Source organism: Rhizobium zaerense (assembly GCF_051810725.1).
Lineage (GTDB): Bacteria > Pseudomonadota > Alphaproteobacteria > Rhizobiales > Rhizobiaceae > Rhizobium > Rhizobium leguminosarum_I.
In genome coordinates, this window is the sequence record NZ_CM132690.1 from 2,597,409 (window position 1) to 2,615,657 (window position 18,249).

14 protein-coding genes, 1 pseudogene and 1 riboswitch are annotated in these 18,249 nt (G+C 62.2%); of the genes and pseudogenes, 10 read left to right on the forward strand and 5 right to left on the reverse strand.

Translation table 11 applies throughout. The features are described 5' to 3' along the window. The first annotated feature begins 241 nt into the window (after positions 1–241). Positions 242–724, forward strand: coding sequence for a transcription elongation factor GreA (gene greA / locus ACS4RR_RS12565; protein WP_260111029.1), 483 nt, complete (start codon positions 242–244; stop codon positions 722–724). Positions 725–816: 92 nt separating this feature from the next. On the opposite strand, the gene ACS4RR_RS12570 is transcribed toward greA, so the two are convergent. After that, positions 817–1,710: a LysR family transcriptional regulator ArgP gene (locus ACS4RR_RS12570; protein ID WP_260111028.1), complete on the reverse strand. Its 894-nt coding sequence runs from the start codon at positions 1,708–1,710 to the stop codon at positions 817–819. A gap of 100 nt (positions 1,711–1,810) precedes the next feature. Between ACS4RR_RS12570 and ACS4RR_RS12575 the strand changes: the two genes are divergently transcribed. After that, positions 1,811–2,419, forward strand: a complete 609-nt coding sequence (locus ACS4RR_RS12575; RefSeq protein WP_222387325.1) for a LysE/ArgO family amino acid transporter — start codon at positions 1,811–1,813, stop codon at positions 2,417–2,419. 107 nt (positions 2,420–2,526) lie between these two features. Here the strand turns inward: ACS4RR_RS12575 and ACS4RR_RS12580 are convergent, their stop codons facing one another. Then, positions 2,527–2,715 carry a hypothetical protein gene (locus ACS4RR_RS12580; RefSeq protein ID WP_311202848.1) on the reverse strand — a complete coding sequence of 63 codons (189 nt, stop codon included), beginning with the start codon at positions 2,713–2,715 and terminating at the stop codon, positions 2,527–2,529. 73 nt (positions 2,716–2,788) lie between these two features. Between ACS4RR_RS12580 and ACS4RR_RS12585 the strand changes: the two genes are divergently transcribed. Together ACS4RR_RS12585 and ACS4RR_RS12590 are read left to right on the forward strand one after the other, a co-directional pair. Further along, positions 2,789–3,730, forward strand: a complete 942-nt coding sequence (locus ACS4RR_RS12585) for a LysR family transcriptional regulator (protein WP_018074580.1) — start codon at positions 2,789–2,791, stop codon at positions 3,728–3,730. A gap of 100 nt (positions 3,731–3,830) precedes the next feature. Next, positions 3,831–3,986: an entericidin domain-containing protein gene (locus ACS4RR_RS12590; RefSeq protein ID WP_003540537.1), complete on the forward strand. Its 156-nt coding sequence runs from the start codon at positions 3,831–3,833 to the stop codon at positions 3,984–3,986. Between the two features lie 98 nt (positions 3,987–4,084). Here ACS4RR_RS12590 and ACS4RR_RS12595 read toward each other — a convergent pair whose 3' ends face one another. Further along, positions 4,085–4,438 carry a hypothetical protein gene (locus tag ACS4RR_RS12595; RefSeq protein WP_456188859.1) on the reverse strand — a complete coding sequence of 118 codons (354 nt, stop codon included), beginning with the start codon at positions 4,436–4,438 and terminating at the stop codon, positions 4,085–4,087. Positions 4,439–4,458: 20 nt separating this feature from the next. Further along, positions 4,459–5,460, reverse strand: coding sequence for a glycine betaine ABC transporter substrate-binding protein (locus ACS4RR_RS12600; RefSeq protein ID WP_017964684.1), 1,002 nt, complete (start codon positions 5,458–5,460; stop codon positions 4,459–4,461). 640 nt (positions 5,461–6,100) lie between these two features. Here ACS4RR_RS12600 and ACS4RR_RS12605 point away from each other — a divergent pair. The 3 genes and pseudogenes from ACS4RR_RS12605 (at position 6,101) to ACS4RR_RS12615 (ending at position 9,514) form a co-directional block, all read left to right on the forward strand. Beyond that, positions 6,101–7,555 carry a cobyric acid synthase gene (locus tag ACS4RR_RS12605; protein WP_456188860.1) on the forward strand — a complete coding sequence of 485 codons (1,455 nt, stop codon included), beginning with the start codon at positions 6,101–6,103 and terminating at the stop codon, positions 7,553–7,555. 248 nt (positions 7,556–7,803) lie between these two features. Beyond that, a pseudogene (locus tag ACS4RR_RS12610) lies at positions 7,804–8,100 on the forward strand (SDR family oxidoreductase); the annotation flags it as partial. A gap of 325 nt (positions 8,101–8,425) precedes the next feature. Then, a complete protein-coding gene (locus ACS4RR_RS12615) occupies positions 8,426–9,514 on the forward strand; it encodes an adenylate/guanylate cyclase domain-containing protein (protein ID WP_170261968.1) in 1,089 nt (362 codons plus the stop codon). Positions 9,515–9,518: 4 nt separating this feature from the next. Here the strand turns inward: ACS4RR_RS12615 and ACS4RR_RS12620 are convergent, their stop codons facing one another. Then, positions 9,519–11,309, reverse strand: coding sequence for a chloride channel protein (locus ACS4RR_RS12620; RefSeq protein WP_456188861.1), 1,791 nt, complete (start codon positions 11,307–11,309; stop codon positions 9,519–9,521). A gap of 253 nt (positions 11,310–11,562) precedes the next feature. Next, positions 11,563–11,959: riboswitch (cobalamin riboswitch) on the forward strand. A 536-nt stretch (positions 11,960–12,495) separates the two neighbouring features. Here ACS4RR_RS12620 and cobU point away from each other — a divergent pair. From cobU to cobN, 3 genes are read left to right on the forward strand one after another with little or no spacing between them, the layout of a single operon-like run. Next, positions 12,496–13,020 (forward strand): bifunctional adenosylcobinamide kinase/adenosylcobinamide-phosphate guanylyltransferase, encoded by a 525-nt coding sequence (gene cobU / locus ACS4RR_RS12625; protein WP_456188862.1) that lies wholly within the window; start codon positions 12,496–12,498, stop codon positions 13,018–13,020. 4 nt (positions 13,021–13,024) lie between these two features. Next, positions 13,025–14,074 carry a cobalamin biosynthesis protein CobW gene (cobW, locus tag ACS4RR_RS12630; protein WP_456188863.1) on the forward strand — a complete coding sequence of 350 codons (1,050 nt, stop codon included), beginning with the start codon at positions 13,025–13,027 and terminating at the stop codon, positions 14,072–14,074. A 4-nt stretch (positions 14,075–14,078) separates the two neighbouring features. Next, positions 14,079–18,191: a cobaltochelatase subunit CobN gene (gene cobN, locus ACS4RR_RS12635; protein ID WP_456188864.1), complete on the forward strand. Its 4,113-nt coding sequence runs from the start codon at positions 14,079–14,081 to the stop codon at positions 18,189–18,191. Positions 18,192–18,249 lie beyond the last annotated feature (58 nt).

Sequence of the window (18,249 nt, forward strand, 5' to 3'; positions counted from 1 at the left end):
GCATTTGCTCCTCCTCGGCCGTGGTTATCAGAGTGTATCCGATGCGCCACGGCGCACCGTGGTATAAACGTCATGCGGCGCAGGACGTTCCTAACGCTCCCAAGTTGGGGGCGTGACAGGAAAAGCGGCCGTCGATGGGCCCGATTGGCGGTTCGTCTGCAGTCGGTGTATGGTTCCAACAGAGATCTGGGCAATCGCCCATCAGCTACGAGACCGCATCGCCCTAAAACGGAGTCCGAGATTGGCCGTCGCTTTCACCAAGGAAGAGAGTTTCGAAACCGCTTCGGAAACCCTGCTGCCCGATCGTCCGATCTCGCCGCATCCGAACCTCGTCACGGAAGCGGGATTGAAGGCTCTGGAATTGCAGTTCCAGCAGGCTCGCGAGGCCTATGATACTGCGACCCCCATCGAAGACGTGAACGAACGGCGGCGGCAGACGGCCAATCCCTTGCGTGATCTTCGCTACTTAGCCGCAAGACTTCGCACCGCCCAGCTTATGCCTGACCCGACGTCAACCGACAGGGTTGCCTTCGGCAGCACGGTGACTTTCCACCGTGACGACGGGCGCGTGCAGACCTATCGCATCGTCGGGGAGGACGAGGCCGATCCGAAGGCCGGGACCATTTCCTATGTCTCCCCGGTGGCGCGGCTCCTGATGGGCAAGGCTGTTGGGGATATGGTGCAGACAGGCGGCCAGGAACTGGAGATCATCACCATAACATAGGAGAGCGCTATTCGCGTAGAGACCAGCGAGTTCGGCAGCCGCACCGCTTACGTCTGACAAAAGCGCACTCGGTCGCCGAGATGAGTGAAGCGTCAGAGATTGCGTTTCGCGACCTTGATGACCTCCCGCGTCAGCTCCGCCAAGCGATCGGCGGCAAAGCGGTTTATCTGCCAATAGAGTGGGACGTCCAACGGCGTATCGGGAACCAGCTCCACCAGCCGTCCCGATAACAGATGCTCGCGGGTCAGCTGGGTGGGGTTCATTCCCCAGCCCATGCCCGAGAGGCTGGCTTCGACGAAACTTTGCGGCGACGGCAGCCAGTGGGTGGGGTGGTCGAGATCGTGTCCGAACATCCGCCTGATCCAACTGCTTTGCAACCTGTCCTTCTGATTGAAGGTTAGCGCCGGGGCGCTGCGGATTGCCTCTGATGTCACGCCATGCGGAAAGTGACGGGCGACGAAGTCGGGGGTTGCCGTCGCATGGTATCTGAGAACGCCGAGTGCAAAACGCCGACATCCGCGGACCGGCTTTTCCAGGCTGGTGACGGCAGCGATCACCCGCCCGCGCTGCAGCCATTCGGCGGTGTGGTCCTGATCGTCGACGGCGACGTTCAGCAAATAGGAAGAGCTCCTGGTGAAATTCGCCATGGCCTCGACGAACCATGTCCCGAGGCTGTCGGCATTCGTCGCGATTTGAAGCGTGACCCTTTGGCGGGGCTCGTCGGGATCGACGAGTGCCGGCAGCTGCCCGAAGAGTTCGGCTTCGAGCATACCTACATTCTCCATATGGCGGCAGAGCCATTCTCCCTTTTCCGTCGCCGTGCACGGCGCGCCCCTAACGATGAGGACGACGCCGAGACGCTCTTCGAGCTGCTTCACGCGCTGGGAAATGGCCGAAGGCGTCACGTTCAGCACGGTCGCGGCTCTTTCGAAGCTGCCTGTCTGGACAATGGTTGCAACTGCGTGAAGAGCGGGATAGTCGATCATGGATTAGTTTTACTTAATTGGAGTAAGGTGGATTAATTAGCCTAATTCTCCCAATAGCGATAGCGCAACCTCACCGAAATGAGGGGCGTTGGCCGAAGCGATGAATTTTTCGATTTATGGAACCGGCCTGATGATGGGCCTCAGCCTGATTGTCGCCATCGGCGCGCAGAACGCCTTCATCCTCCGCCAGGGCTTGCGCAACGAACATGTCTTCGCCATCTGCCTCGCATGCGCGGTATCGGATGCAGCGCTGATCGTGCTTGGCGTGACCAGCCTCCAACAAATCGCCAGGTTGATGCCCTGGCTCGATCCCGTCATGCGCTACGGCGGAGCCGTATTTCTGGTCTGGTACGGGGCAAGAAGCCTCTATTCCGCCTTGCGGTCGTCCACCGCTCTCACGGCCGCGGAAGCCAAACCATCGAGCTTCCGGCAGACACTGGCGACCTGCCTCGCACTCACCTGGCTCAACCCGCACGTCTATCTCGACACCGTGGTACTGCTCGGCACGATATCGACACGATATCCGGGAGAGCAGGCTTCATTTGCGGCAGGGGCGGTGACGGGTTCCTTCCTGTTCTTCTTTTCGCTCGGATATGGCGCTACACGGCTGCGGCCGATCTTCTCGAAACCCTCATCCTGGCGCGTGCTGGAAACGCTCGTCGCTTTCACGATGTGGATCATTGCGTTCAAACTGCTGGGCGGGCTGTGATCGCCGTTCGGCTGTCGGTCGGCCGCTACGGTGCAGGTCGAGCGGACGTCGCAAGTGGACCGGCATCAATCTGGCCAGCTCAGCGAATTCAAAACGATGAAGCGTCTCTACCGCGTCCCATCGCATGCGCGGCGCTCCGGGAGGGTCAACTCCATTTCGCGCTGGCAATCCGCCAGCAGATGTGGCGGAAAGCGCCTTAACTCGCGGAGCGCATGCTCATGGTTGGCATCCCTGCGTCTCTGCGCCTTGAATGCGGAAAGGGCCTGTACGATATTCCAGATGCTTGTTTGAGACATGTCGGGCCTCCTTGGCTGCATTTTGCTGCCGACACGCGAAATATCGGGTTCAATTGACATTCAATCAAACAAAATGATATGGGGTTATAAATCAGAAAAATTGAAAGATGCGACGATGAGCATTCCCTTTCGCCGTCCCATTCCGCTGCTCGACAACGATGTATTGCGCACCTTTGTTGCCATCGCCGAGACGGGCAATTTTTCGACCGCCGCCGAGGCGGTCTTCCGCACACCGTCGGCGGTGTCGATGCAGATCAAGAAACTTGAAGAGCAGCTTGGTGCGACACTGTTTCTGCGCGACGCACGCTCGGTTTCGCTGACGCGCCATGGCGAGATGTTGCTGTCCTATGCCCGCAACATCCTGGCGCTGTCGAACGAAGCGGTGTCGCGCTTCATTATGCCGGAGCTCAGCGGCGTCGTGCGGCTCGGCGCGCCGGAAGATATCGGCGAACGGCTGCTGCCGAGTATTCTGAAGAGTTTCGCCGAGAGCTATCCCGGCATCATGGTCGACGTGACGATCGACATGAGCATGGGGCTGAAGAAGCGCATGGAGGAGCAACGCCTCGACCTGGCGTTGATCAACTGTGCGACACGGCCGTTCCCGACGGGCGGTGAGGTGGTGTTCCGCGAGCGTCTGGTCTGGGCCGGCGCCAAGTGTGGTTCGGCGCATCGCCGCGATCCCCTGCCGATCTCGATCTGGGAGGATGGCTGCATCTGGCGCCAGGAGGCGCTCTCCCAACTCGAACGCAACAAACGGCATTATCGCGTCGCCTATCTCAGCGGCCACACGATGGCGCAGCGCGCCGCCGTGCTTTCCGATCTCGCCATTGCGCCGCTGCCGCTGTCCTATGTCAACGAAGACATGGCGATCCTCGGGCCTCAGGAAGGGCTGCCGGAGCTCGGCGCCTTCGATATCCGCCTGCTGACCGCCTCGCAGGTATCGGGGCCGATCGAGACGGTGGCCGACAGCATTCGCGGCGCCTTTGCCGAGAGAGCGAAAGCGGTCGCCGCCTGAAGCAGCATCATAGCCAGTGAACCTTTTGGTTTGTCGTGCGTTATTGGCGCGGACGGCAATTGTCGCCGTTCGGGGTTGATTTCAAACAAGGATATCCGAGATGACGACAACGGCCAAAATTGCCGCAGCCTTGATGGTTCTTCTTGCCCTTTCTTCCTGCGGCAACACGATCCGCGGCATAGGAAAGGATACGGCAAATACCGTGAACGCCACGCAGGATGCCGGCCGCTCGGTCGACCGCGCCGCGAAGAAGTGATGACGATTCAGCTTTCTTCCGAGGATTGCCGGATCAGATATTGACCGCGGGATCAGATATCGGCCGGGGCCGGATCAGATGACCGAGTTCGGATCATTCTAAGGGGTGACCGGGGGATAAGCCTTTTCCAGCCCGCCGGATCGGTCGAGACCGGTCCGGAAGGCCTGGTAGGCGGGATGCTGGCTGGAGCGGGCGGTTTCCTTCAGCCGGATCTGCAACCGGTTCGGCGCCTGGGTTCCGAGCCAGATTCCCAGATTTTCGAGCTTCAGCGAGTTCAGGAAACGCGATCCGGCGGCAAGATCGAGATGGCGGCGCAGGCCGTCGAGCAGGTTGTCGTCCTGGGCAGCGTTTTCCATGAGCCGCGCCAGATACGACTTGTCGGTCTCCGATAGTGCGGCGAGCTTTTCCGCAACGGTATCGCGGTCAGGAAAGGGAATCATCGAATCGTCCATGCTTGATCGTGTTTTTGCCGTTATAAGCTCGCCTTGACCTTCTCGGCTACATCGACTGGCACCCATTTGGTCCACAGACTCTCGTAATTGCGAAGGAAATAGATCGCGGCACCCTCATTGCTTTCGCGGTTTTCGTCCTGCCAGGCGAGCACCTGATTGATCGTCGCATTGTCCCATTTGCGGGTCTTGAGATAGGTCGTGACAGGCCCGGCGCGGCTGGCGAAGGACCTGGTCATCAGTGTGAAGGCGCGCGAGACGGGGTAGGAGTTGACCTCGGGCCTGGCGCAGCCGGCAACTGCGGTACAGCGGTCCCATTCGCTCTTGTTGTGGCCGACGCCGAAGCTCAGGCGCGTCATGTCGTATTTGCCGAGGATGGCGGTCGGCGCCCAGTAATAACCGAGCCAGCCGACCTTGTTGTCGAAGGCGCGGGCAATCGATGCATCGAGCCGTTCGGGACTGCCGGTCTCGACGAGCTCGAAGCCCTTCTTGTCGGCGGCAAGCGCCTTGAACAGATTTGTGGTCGATATCTGGCAGCTCCAGTCGGCGGGGCAGTTGTAAACTGCGCCTTTCGATGGGTCGTCCTCGGCGGGGAAGAGTTCGGGATGTTTCAGCGCGTCTTCGACCGAGCGGATGTCGGGGTGGGCGTCGGCGATAAATTTCGGAATCCACCAACCCTCGACGGCGCCGTCAGCCAGGATTTCGGCCCCCTCCACTAACCGGCCGCTGTTGACGGCCTGATCGAGCAGGGACCTGACGGAATTGATCCAGTATTCCGAGGCGATGTCGGGGGTGCCTTTCTCATTCATCGAGGCGAAAGTCGGCAGAGTGTCGCCATCGACAATGGTGACCGAACAGCCGTATCCCTTTTCCAGGATGATCTTGTCGAAGCTCGCCGCGATGCCTGCCGAGGCCCATTTCATTTCGGCGATCGAAACGCTGCCGCACTCAGCGGCTTCAGCCGGCGCGACGGTAGAAAGAGCCGCGGCAAAGACGGCCGGAATCAGAAACGTCTTCATCGTCATTTCCCGAATTCTTCTTAGGCGGACGCGCAGGCTCTGAAATCCACCGACAAATCTCTCCGGCACCCGAAGGGACAATGCCTGCCGGGCGATACCGCAACAGGCTTTCCGGTTCATGGGCAGGCCATGTTCAACAATGGAGCATCTTGATGAAGCCTACGCGTTCGCTCACAGAAATCAACCATCTTCTGCTCATGGTTGCGTGACTAAATTATTGAATTCGAAGAATTTATGTCGGCATCCCGAAAATGGCGCCCTCCGGCGAAATGCACGCTCTTCGCGACCGGCGGCGGATCTTCGGCAGAAATTTTGGCGAGAATGTCAAAAAAGATCAAAATTAACACTTGCGTAAGCCTTCAATAACTCTCCGGTAAGAATGTGCCGTTATCAGTTGGGGCGTGGCAGCAATGACCGCCGCTTCTCCGGTTCAGGTAGTGCGTACCGGAGAAAGCGAGCTTCGCCGTGTAAGGGCGAAGACGCCTGAGTTTTCGGCAAACCGCGCAGAGCCAAGGCCATGCGCGGTTTTCGCGTTTGCGTGGGAGCCAAGTCTTGCGCCGGGCCAAGTCTTGACCCGAGCCAAGCTTGACCCGAGGTTGCCGCCCATTGTAGGCCTCGCCTGAACGAGAGGCGAATACAGGCCATCATGGCAAGAGCGATCATGCTGCAGGGGACCGGCTCCGATGTCGGCAAGACGGTGCTGGTTGCGGGCCTTTGCCGGTTGGCGGCCAATCGTGGGCTGACCGTCCGGCCGTTCAAGCCACAGAACATGTCGAACAATGCGGCGGTCGCCGATGATGGGGGCGAGATCGGCCGGGCGCAGTGGCTGCAGTCGTTGGCCGCGCGCGCGCCATCCTCGGTGCACATGAACCCGGTGCTGCTCAAGCCGCAATCGGAAAATGGCAGCCAGATCATCCTGCAGGGCAGGATATTTGGGCAGGCGAAAGGACGCGATTACCAGCGGCTGAAGCCTCAGTTGCTCGGCGCCGTGCTCGAAAGTTTCGAAAAAGTCGCTGCAGGGGCCGACCTCGTTATCGTCGAGGGCGCCGGATCGCCGGCCGAGATCAATCTCAGGCCCGGCGATATCGCCAATATGGGCTTTGCGACGCGGGCCGGCGTGCCTGTCGTGCTCGTCGGCGATATCGACCGCGGCGGTGTCATCGCCTCCCTGGTCGGCACGCATGCGATCCTCGATGATAGCGACCGGGCGATGATTTCAGGCTATATCATCAACAAGTTCCGCGGCGACGTCTCGCTGTTTGACGACGGCATCCGCGCCATCGAGGGTTTTACCGGTTGGCCGTGTTTCGGCATCGTGCCGTGGCTGAGGGGGGCTGCGCGCCTGCCGGCCGAAGATTCGGCCGTGCTCGAACGGCTGGCGAGGGGCGGGACGGGCGCGCTGAAGATCGCCGTGCCGGTGCTGCCGCGTATCGCCAATTTCGACGATCTCGATCCGCTGAGGACCGAGCCGGATGTCGAGCTGGTCTTCGTGCGATCAGGCGAGCGGATACCTGCCGATGCGAGCCTCGTTGTGCTTCCCGGCTCGAAATCGACGATATCGGATCTCGCCGACTTCCGCGCCCATGGCTGGGATCACGATCTCCAGGCGCATGTCAGGCGCGGCGGCCGGGTGATCGGCATCTGCGGCGGCTATCAGATGCTCGGCCGCATGGTGCGCGACCCGCTCGGCATCGAGGGCGGGACGCTCGAGATGCCGGGGCTCGGGCTGCTCGACATCGAGACTGAGATGGCGCCGGAAAAGACCGTGCGCAACAGCCATGCCCGCTCGACCGAATATGACGCGCCGCTCGCCGGCTACCAGATCCATCTCGGCATCACCCGCGGCCCGGATTGCAATCGGCCTTCGGCTATCATCGACGGCGCGCCGGATGGGGCACTGTCGGCCGACGGCCGGATCATGGGCACCTATCTGCACGGGCTCTTCGGCAGCGACGCCTACCGCGCCCGACTGCTTCAAAGCTTCGGCCTATCAGGCGAGCGGAGGTATTATCGCGAGAGCGTCGAGCAGGCGCTCGACGAGATCGCCGGAGAATTGGAACGTCATCTCGATCCGCGCTGGCTGGCCGGGTTGATTGGCTAGGCTGGGTGTGTCGTGGGCGGCTGCCGCATCGTTCCTAGTCTGTGGGATGACAAGGATCGCGGCTGGCTCCCTCTTCTCCCCAGCGGGGAGAAGGTGGCCCGAAGGGTCGGATGAGGGGGCGACGCGGCACTACGTCATTGATTGCCCTTCGCTTTCGCTCAGCGCATTCGCGGCTCCGCCGCTCACCCCCTCAACCGCCTGCCGGCACCTTCTCCCCGATGGGGAGAAGAGAATCGTGGCGGCGCCGCGTTCCCCCTGCAGCAAAGAAGGGACTGACCAGACTGATGCGCGGCATGGCGGTCGAGTTCGGCCCGGACGGCATCACCAGCAACGCGATTGCGCCCGGCTGGTTTGCTACCGAGACGAATGCGGCGATGGCTGCGAACGAGGAATTGATGCCCTTCGTGCGCCAGCGCATCACGGTCCAGCGCTGGGGACGCCCAGACGAGATCGCCGGCGCGGCGCTGTTTCTCGCAAGCGCCGCCGCTTCCTTCGTCAACGGCGATGTGCTGACGGTCAACGGCGGCATGACGGTCAGGATGTGAGATATTCGTAGGCGCTACGGCACCGTCTTTCATTTCTGCGGCACTCTCCACTGATTCTCGTCGGAGTCGAATGACGGTAATCGCCTCTTCGTCTGCCCTGCGGTTGTCGTTGCCGGAGTCCGTGGCTAGAAATATCTGCCTGACTCGACTATTGGTTGACGTGCAACGCCCCCGTTGGTCATCGCCGTCCATTTGCCCGATTTCCGACGATAGACTGCGTCGGTCATGTGGAGATTCAAAAATTAACGATCATATTCAGTGGCTTATAGAACAGGGAATCACTAGTGAGCATATTGGCGATCTCGTCGCCGGCCTGTGCGACCGGTTGATCGCGGACGGCTTTCCCATCTGGAGGGCCAGCATCACTATGCCATCCATTCACCCTATGTATCGCGGCGTTTCGGCCAATTTCATCCGGGGCGGTGCAACGGTTCTTGAAAATGCGGCGCATGGCAGCGTGGAAGAGCGCAATTTCGAGAAAACGCCGATATTCTACCTGTTGAGCCGCGGCGAAAGGACGGGGCGTTGGATACTGGCGAAGGGTGAAGGTTTCGACTATCCGCAGCTCAAGGAATTCGCGCTCGCCGGCGGCACGGACCACGTGGTCAGCCTTTTCGAATTCCCGAAGGAAGTCGCGCTACGCGGGCTCGGCTTCTCGCTGACCAGCGATGCGCCGGGCGGATTTTCCGATGATCAACTGGTAACAGTCAAAGCGCTTGTCCCAGCGCTGGGGCTGGCGGCTTACCGTGTGGCGGCATCGAAAACCGCCACCGATATCCTCGCGGTCTATACCGGCGCCAGAACGAGCGCGCGCATCCTGGCCGGGGAGACCCAGAGGGGAACGGGCGGTTCCATCAATGCCGCGATCCTGCTTGCGGACCTCAGAAATTTCACTGCCTTGACCGAGGTCTATCAACCCGGCGAGATCGTCGGGTTTCTGAACGAACATTTCGAGCTGATCGATCGGCATGTCGAGGAAAATTCCGGCGAAATCCTCAAGTTCATGGGCGACAGCGTGCTGGCGATCTTTCCGACCGACGCCGACGACCCACAGAAGGCTTGCATGGCCGCGCTGGCTTCCGCGAAGAATCTGCTGAAAGCAAACGAGGCGCTGAACCGCGAGCGGACGCAAAACGGCGGCCCCGATATCGGCGTCGATGTCGTCCTTCATCTCGGCGAGGTTTTCTACGGGAACGTTGGCGCCCGCGGCAGGCTCGATTTCACGGTGATCGGCAGGGCCGTCAACGAGGCCTCGCGGCTTGAAAAGCTCTGCGGCACGCTGGAGCAAGACCTGCTGATGTCGGAGAGCTTCGCGACCACCTGCGCCGTGGCCTGCGAGTATCTGGGTTCGTTTGAATTGCGCGGCGTTTCGAAGCGGGCAGAGGTGTTCAAGCTCGCCGGCCCCGGATCATAGCGGCTTAGATCTCGCCGGAGACCTCGCGGCGGCGGCGGTCGAGTTCTTCGCTGTAACGGCGCAGCGTATAGCTTTCGCTGAGCTGGCCGATCACCTTGCGTTCGATCAGATTGTTGACGACGGCGAGCGCTTCGCTTTCGCTCTTGTCGAAGATCGCCGCCGCCTGTCTGGCATTCATCTGCGGCTGCAGGAAGTCGTTGCGGTAGTGGATGAAATCGGCAAGCGTCTTGCCCTCGTCCTGAGCGTCGGTCGGGTTGGCGTAAATCTCCGGCACCAGCACCAAGCCCGCATATTTGTCGCTCTCCTCGACGAGGATGACGCGCTGGGTCGAGCCGATCGGGAAGGCCTGCTTGAATTCCTCCAGCGTGATGCCCGCCTTCGCCTTCTTGACGTCGGCGCGCATCAGCTTGTCGACCGTCAGATTGCGGATCCAGCCGACGTCGTGGGCGCTGCGGATGCTTTCGCCGCGCAGATGGAACCGCCATGTGGCGAAGGAGTAGCCGAAGGTCGAGCGCACGACGAGGGAGGAGGTGATGACGGCAGCGAGCACCAGCGCCGTGATCGGAAAATCGCCGGTGATTTCGAGCGCCAGGAACGTCATGGTCAGCGGCCCGCCGATGACGGCGACGGCAAGCGAGCTCATGCCGACCACGGCATAGATGACGGGCGTCAGCGTCGCATCGGCGAAGTAGGGGCCACAATAGGCAAAGAGCTTGCCGAGCAGGGCGCCCATGAACAGCGAAGCGAAGAATAGCCCACCCCTGAAGCCGGAGCCGATCGAGATCGCCGAGGCGAAGGATTTCAAGAGGAAGAGGCCGATCAGCGTTGGGATTGCCACCTCACGGGAAAGATTGAGATGTAGCGCGCCGTGGCCGGCCGAGAGCACTTGCGGCGAGATCATAGCCAAGAGCCCGACGATGATGCCGCCGAGTGCCGGACGGAAGGGTGGGGCGATTGAGCTCTTGCGCGCCAGCTCCTCGACAAAAGCGACGCCCTGCATGATCAGGATGCCGACACCGGCGCAGAAAATGCCGAGCAGCAGCGCTGGGATATAATCGGCCGGCACGACTGAGCCGAAGCTGCCGATACCGATGGTGAAATCGCTGCCGGCAAGCAGCCTTGCGATCAGAGTCGAGACAAGGGCGGAGACGACGACAGGCGTCAGCGAGACGATCGTATAGGAGCCGATGATCAGCTCGAAAGCGTAGAAAGCACCGGTCAGCGGTGCGTTAAAGGCGGCGGCGATGGCGCCCGCCGCGCCGCAGCCAACCAGGGTGCGCAGGTCCGAGCGGCGAAGCTGCAGCTTCAGGCCGAATTTCGAGGCGAGGCCGGCGGCAAGCTGGGTATAGCCGGCCTCCAGGCCGACCGAGGCGCCGAAACCGTTGGAGATCAGGTTCTGCACGGCAACGATGATGCTGTCGGTCAGGGACAGGCGGCCGCCATGCAGCGCATTGGCCTCGATCGGGTCGACCATCGGCTTCTTGCGCCGTTTCGCCAGCACGAGAAGCAACAGGCCGAGCAGGGTGCCGCCGATGACGGGGGCGGTGAGCAGCAGCATCTTGTTCTCGATCTCGGACGCGCTCAGCCGTTCGCTGTCGGCGATGCCGAAGACCAGCTGATGCAGCTCGTTGGAGACGTAGCTCATGCCGGTGACGGCAAGACCCGAGATGATGCCGACGACGGCGCCCGCCAGCGACAGGCCGACCTCGCTACGGCGGGTCAGCGCGCGCAGGCGTCCCGGATCGAAGAAAACACGCAGCGCGCGGAAACGGCGCCGATCCAATTTCATAAGCATGGCTAGACAACTAGGCGAGGAGAGGCCCGGTCAAGGGCGGAGGCGCAGCCCGCTTGCGACGCAATTGCGGCGAAAACTCGGCGGGCGGGATAAATATTTGTGACGTAAGTCCCTGATAAATGACGATGTTTTAGGTAGAGTAAGTCGTGTTGGAGCAAGCATACCGGCTGGCCGTCAACTGGTCGACCGCCAAGATCGGTTGACTTCACCCCTGCGCTTGCCTAACCATCCCGATAACGGATGGTCGATTGACCATCCTGACATAACGGATGGTTCCGGATCGGTGTTACGCCCTTCCGGATGAAAAGGGAATGTGACGGGGCGGACCCAAGCCGGGCGCCTTCATCACAGCCGACCCCGCGACTGTAGAGCGGTCAGGGTCTTCCATCCGGCACAAAGCCCTTCCGGCCGGCGGCTTGCAAACATGCAAGCGGGCGGGATAGGCGATATGCCGGAAAAGCCACTGGAAATGCATGGTGATCAACCGGGGTCGGACGCCTCTCAAGTCTACGAATCGTCCACCTTTTCACTGATGCGGCCGGGAAGGCGAGGATGATCCGCTGGCACGATCAGGGCGACCGGTTTCCGGTCTGCCCCGATCGCGGCCGATAACCGCGAGCCAGGAGACCTGCCATACGTGCCGGGCAAGAAGCCCACACCTGGGCACTATGCCCGTTGCCAGCACGGAGGTTGTCTTGGCTGAACGATTGAATTCGGCGCGGCCTGGTGCGGCGCTATTTGCTTCCTCTTCTCCCCAGCGGGGAGAAGGTGGCCCGAAGGGTCGGATGAGGGGGCCGCACGGCACGCCCTTCATCATTGCCCTTCGCTTGCGCACAGTGCATTCGCGGCTTCGCCGCTCACCCCCTCAACCGCCTGCCGGCACCTTCTCCCCGCTGGGGAGAAGAGATGTGCGGGGGCGCCTCGCTTCCTCTCATTCGCGAGGGGGGATCGAAAGACGGGTTGAGACCTGTGGCTCGGTGCATTTGCGAGGCACTTTCCTCTCCTCCCTCATTCCTGTGCTGGTCACAGGAATCCAGTGCGCCCAAGTCCTTGGGCGCGAAAGAATCATTTCACGACAGCACAGAGTCATTCACGGCGCGGACGCGCCGTGGCTGGATTCCTGTGACGAGCACAGGAATGAGGGAGCGTGGTGGAACGTTGCGTTTCCTCTGGAGGCCGCTTTCGCATGACGGCCTCCCCATCCAACACCGTCTTCATCCTCGGCGGCGCACGTTCCGGCAAATCCCGTTTCGCCGAAGACCTCGTCACCGCGACCGATCTGGATCGCCACTATCTCGCGACCGGCCGCGCGTGGGACGAGGAGATGCAGGCGCGCATCGCCCGACACCAGGCCGACCGCGGCCCGTCCTGGACGACGCATGAGGAGCCGGTCGATCTTGTCGGCAAGCTCACCGCCATCGATGGCCCGGGGCGCATCGTTCTCGTCGACTGCCTGACGCTCTGGGTCACCAATCTGATGATGGAGGAGCGTGAGATGGCGGCGGAATTTGCTGCGCTTGCCGATTTTCTGCCTGCCGCGAAGGCACGGCTCGTTTTCGTTTCCAACGAGGTCGGTCTCGGCATCGTGCCCGACAATCGCATGGCGCGGGATTTTCGCGATCATGTCGGCCGCTTGCACCAATCGATCGCGGCGAAGGCCGCCGAAGTTTATTTCATCGCGGCAGGCCTGCCGTTGAAAATGAAGGGTTAAGTCCATGAACCAGCAGAAGATTCCCGCAACCGTGATCACCGGCTTCCTCGGCGCCGGCAAGACGACGCTGATCCGCAACCTGCTCACCAATGCCGGCGGCAAGAAGATTGCGCTGATCATCAACGAATTCGGCGATCTCGGCGTCGACGGTGATGTGTTGAAGGGCTGCGGTGCGGAGAATTGCACCGAGGACGACATCATCGAACTCACCAATGGCTGCATCTGCTGCACTGTCGCCGACGATTTCATCCCGACGATGACCAAGCTGCTGGAACGCGAACATCGGCCCGACCATATCGTCATCGAAACCTCGGGCCTTGCCCTGCCGCAGCCGCTGGTCGCCGCCTTCAACTGGCCCGACATTCGCACCCAGGTGACCGTCGATGGCGTCATTACGGTGGTCGACAGCGCCGCCGTCGCCGCCGGCCGTTTTGCCGACGACCATGATGCGGTCGATGCGCGCCGCGCGGAGGATGAATCGCTCGATCACGAAAGCCCGATCGAGGAACTGTTCGAGGATCAGCTCACCTGCGCCGACCTCATCGTGCTCAACAAGACAGACCTGATCGATGCTGCCGGCCTTATCAGGGTGCGCGACGAGGTCGCTTCCCGTACGGTGCGCAAGCCCGTGATGATCGAGGCGAGGAACGGCGAGGTGTCGGCCGGCATTCTGCTCGGCCTCGGCATCGGCACGGAGGACGATGTCGCCAATCGCAAGTCACATCATGAGCTGGAGCACGAGGACGGTGCGCCGCACGACCATGACGAATTCGACAGCTTCGTTGTCGAGCTTGGCCCTGTTGCCGATCCCGCTGGCTTCATCGAGTCCCTGAAGACTGTTATTTCAGCCCATGACGTGCTGCGCCTCAAGGGTTTCGTCGATGTCTCGGGCAAGCCGATGCGCCTGCAACTCCAGGCCGTTGGCAGCCGCATCGACCATTATTTCGACCGCGCCTGGGCAACTGGCGAAAAGCGCGCCACGCGGCTCGTCGTCATCGGCCTGCACAAAATGGATCAGGGCGCGGTGAGGGCGGCGATCGAAGCGCTGGCATAACCCGATGCATCTGCTTCTGGCTCAACAAGGAACGATCAGCGACGGTGAGGAGGCAATCGACCTCGGGCAGTCCCCGGGCGATATCCTGTTCCTGTCGGCGGCCGACAGCGAGCTTGCCGCGATCGCCGCCGCCTATGGCGATCGCCGGACAGCACCTTCGCTGCGACTCGCCAGCCTGATGAGCCTCAAGCACCCGATGTCGGTCGACACCTATGTCGAGCGCACCGCGCGGCATGCGAAGCTGATCATCGTGCGTGCGCTCGGCGGCGCCAGCTATTTCCACTATGCGCTGGAAGCGCTGCATGCGGCAGCCGCCCGCGCCGGTGCGCTGATCGCCGTGCTGCCGGGCGATGCCAGGCCGGATGCGGGGCTGGTGCCGTTCTCTAATGTTGATCTCGACGATCTCAATGCGCTCTGGGCCTATCTGATCGAGGGCGGCGATGCCAATACGCAGGCGTTTCTCGATTATGCCGAGGCGATGCTGGCGGATGGCGAAAAGCCTGCGCCGGCGGTGCCGCTGATGAAGGCGGGTATTTGGTGGCCGGGGCGGGGGGTGATCGGGGTCGAGGCGTGGCGGCGGACCGTTGCGACACCTTCGCAGATGTCTTTGGGTGTGGCACCCCCCTCTGTCCTGCCGGACATCTCCCCCACAAGGGGGGAGATCAGGGATGAGAGGCCTCGCTCCATCTCCTCGGCCGAAGGTGCGGCATCCTCCAACATTTCTTTTGTGGGAAGCCCAGGCGACTTGCCGATCTCCCCCCTTGTGGGGGAGATGTCCGGCAGGACAGAGGGGAGTATCCCGAACTCGGCGGCAGACGCAGGATCCCAACCCATCGTCGCCATCAGCTTCTACCGCGCCCTCGTCCAAAGCGGCGAGACCGGGCCGATCGAAGCTCTGATCGAAGCGCTGATGACACTCGGCCTGCGGCCGCTGCCGGTCTTTGCCTATAGTCTCAAAGATCCGGTTTCGACAGGCGTTCTCGAAAGCGTATTTTCGGCGCTGAAACCTGATGTCGTCATCAACACGACGGGCTTTGCCGTCTCGGCACCGGGGGCGGACCGGCAGCCGACTGTGCTGGAGGCGAATGAGGCGATCGTGCTGCAGGCGATCCTGTCGGCCTCGTCGAGGGAGGCATGGGCGGCTTCCTCGCAGGGCTTGTCGGCGCGCGATCTCGGCATGAACGTGGCGCTGCCTGAAGTCGATGGTCGGGTGTTGGCGCGGGCGGTCTCCTTCAAGACGGCGGCCCGCTACGATGCGCTGGTCGAGACGAATATCGTCGCCAGCCAGGCCGACGCCGGCCGTGTGCGTTATACGGCGGAGCTCGCCGGCAATTGGGCACGGCTGCGGAAGACTTCCGCCGGCGACCGGCGCATCGCGCTCGTCATGGCGAATTATCCGAACCGCGACGGTCGGCTCGGCAACGGCGTCGGCTTGGATACGCCGGCCGGCACCATCGAGGTGCTGAAGGCTATGCGGGCGGCGGGGTATCCGGTCGCCGAGATTCCCGACGACGGCGATGCGCTGATCCGCCACCTGATGGAAGGGCCGACCAATTCCAGTTCCGACGGAAAGATCATCCGCGAGACGCTTTCCCTGAGTTCGTACAACAGCTTCCTGGAATCTCTTCCCAACAAGATTCAGGATGAGGTGAGAGCCCGCTGGGGCGATCCGCAGGACGATCCGTATTTTCGCGAGGGCGTCTTCGCCCTGCCCTTCGCGCGCTTCGGCGAGGTGCTCGTCGGCATCCAGCCGGCGCGCGGCTATAATATCGATCCGAAAGAGAGCTATCATTCGCCGGATCTCGTGCCGCCGCACGGTTATCTCGCCTTCTACGCTTTCCTGCGCCGCGAGTTCGGTGCGCATGCCGTCATCCATATGGGCAAGCACGGCAATCTCGAATGGCTGCCGGGCAAGGCGCTGGCGCTGTCTGAAAGCTGTTATCCCGAGGCGATCCTCGGACCGCTGCCGCACCTTTATCCCTTCATCGTCAACGATCCGGGCGAGGGTACGCAGGCCAAGCGCCGAAGTGCTGCTGTGATCATCGATCATCTGACGCCGCCTTTGACGCGGGCCGAGAGCTATGGGCCGCTGAAGGATCTGGAGGCGCTGGTCGACGAATATTACGAGGCGTCTGGCGGCGATCCCCGCCGCATCCGCCTGCTCAGCCGCCAGATCCTCGATCTCGTGACCGATATCGGTCTCGACCGGGATGCCGGGATTGCGAAGGGCGAAAGCGAGGGCGAGGCGCTGAAGAAGCTCGACGCCTATCTCTGCGACCTCAAGGAAATGCAGATTCGCGATGGGCTGCATGTGTTTGGGGTCTCGCCCGAGGGGCGGCTGCTGACCGACCTCACTGTGGCGCTGGCGCGGGTGCCGCGCGGGCTTGGCGAGGGCGGTGATGCGAGCTTGCAGCGGGCGATTGCTGGGGATGCGGTGAAAGATCTCTCCCAGCTGAAAGACCCCTCCCCAACCCCTCCCCACAAGGGGGAGGGACTTACCTCTGCGCTTGCTGCAGCCCGTATTGCTAAAGCTGATGTTGAGACGGGGCGCCCAGCAAGCCCCTCCCACCTGTGGGGAGGGGTTGGGGAGGGGCCTTCTTTCGACCCTCTCGACACCGACATGGCCGCCATCTGGACCGGGCCACGTTCTGAGATCCTCGCTGACCTCCTCGATACCCCATGGCGAACCAACGGCGACACCGTCGAGCGCATCGAGCTGCTGGCGACAAAGTTCGTTTCCGGCGAACTGGAGTGCCCGGCGGACTGGACAGCGACGCGTGCGGTGTTCTCCGAGATCGAAACCCGCCTCAAACCCTCCATTCTCGCCTGCGGCCCCGCCGAGATCGCAGGCCTGCTCTCCGGTCTCGACGGCCGGTTCGTGGCGCCCGGACCCTCCGGCGCGCCGACGCGCGGGCGACCCGATGTGCTGCCGACAGGACGGAATTTCTACTCCGTCGACAGCCGTGCCGTGCCGACGCCGGCTGCCTACGAGCTCGGCAAGAAATCGGCCGAACTGCTTGTCCGCCGCTATGTGCAGGATCACGGCGAATGGCCTGTCTCCTTCGGGCTGACGGCTTGGGGCACCTCGAACATGCGCACTGGCGGCGACGATATTGCCCAGGCGCTGGCGCTGATCGGCGTCAAGCCGCTCTGGGACATGAGCTCGCGCCGCGTCACTGGCTACGAGATCATTCCGCCGGCGATGCTCCGGCGGCCGCGCGTTGACGTGACGCTTCGCATTTCCGGCTTCTTCCGGGATGCCTTTCCCGAGCAGATCGCGCTGTTCGACAAGGCGATCCGCGCCGTCGGTGCGCTGGAGGAGGATGCTGCCGACAATCCCATTGCCGAGCGCATGCGCGGCGAGGCGGCAAGGCTTGGTGCCTCCGGCCTCGACGAAGTCTCGACAAAACGCCGGGCAGGCTACCGGGTCTTCGGCTCGAAACCCGGCGCTTACGGCGCCGGCCTGCAAGCGCTGATCGATGAAAAGGGCTGGGAGCGGCGCGCCGATCTCGCCGAGGCCTATCTTGTCTGGGGCAGCTATGCCTATGGTGCCGGCGAGGAGGGCAGGGCCGAACGCGGCCTGTTCGAGGAGCGGCTGCGCTCGGTGCAGGCTGTCATCCAGAACCAGGACAATCGCGAGCACGACCTGCTCGACAGCGACGACTATTACCAGTTCGAGGGCGGCATGGCCGCCGCCGCCGAGCAGCTCGCCGGCGCGCGCCCTTCGATCTATCACAACGACCATTCCAGACCGGAAAAGCCGGTAATCCGTTCGCTGGAAGAGGAGATCGGCCGCGTCGTGCGTGGGCGCGTCGTCAATCCGAAATGGATCGCGGGCGTCATGCGCCATGGCTACAAGGGGGCAGCCGAGATCGCCGCCACCGTCGACTATCTCTTCGCCTTCGCGGCGACGACGGGCACGGTCGGTGAACATCATTTCGAGGCGGTCTACCAGGCTTTCGTTGGCGATCCCGGCGTGCGTGATTTCATGATCGAGAAGAACCCGGCGGCGTTCGACGAGATGAAGGAGCGGCTGCTCGAAGCGATCGACCGCAGTCTCTGGACGCCGCGCAGCAATTCGGCCCGGTTCGACTTAAATCAAAAAAATAGAGCATGATGTCGTCCGGAATCCGCTCACACTTTTCGGCATCATGCTCTAGCCAGACAACAGAATG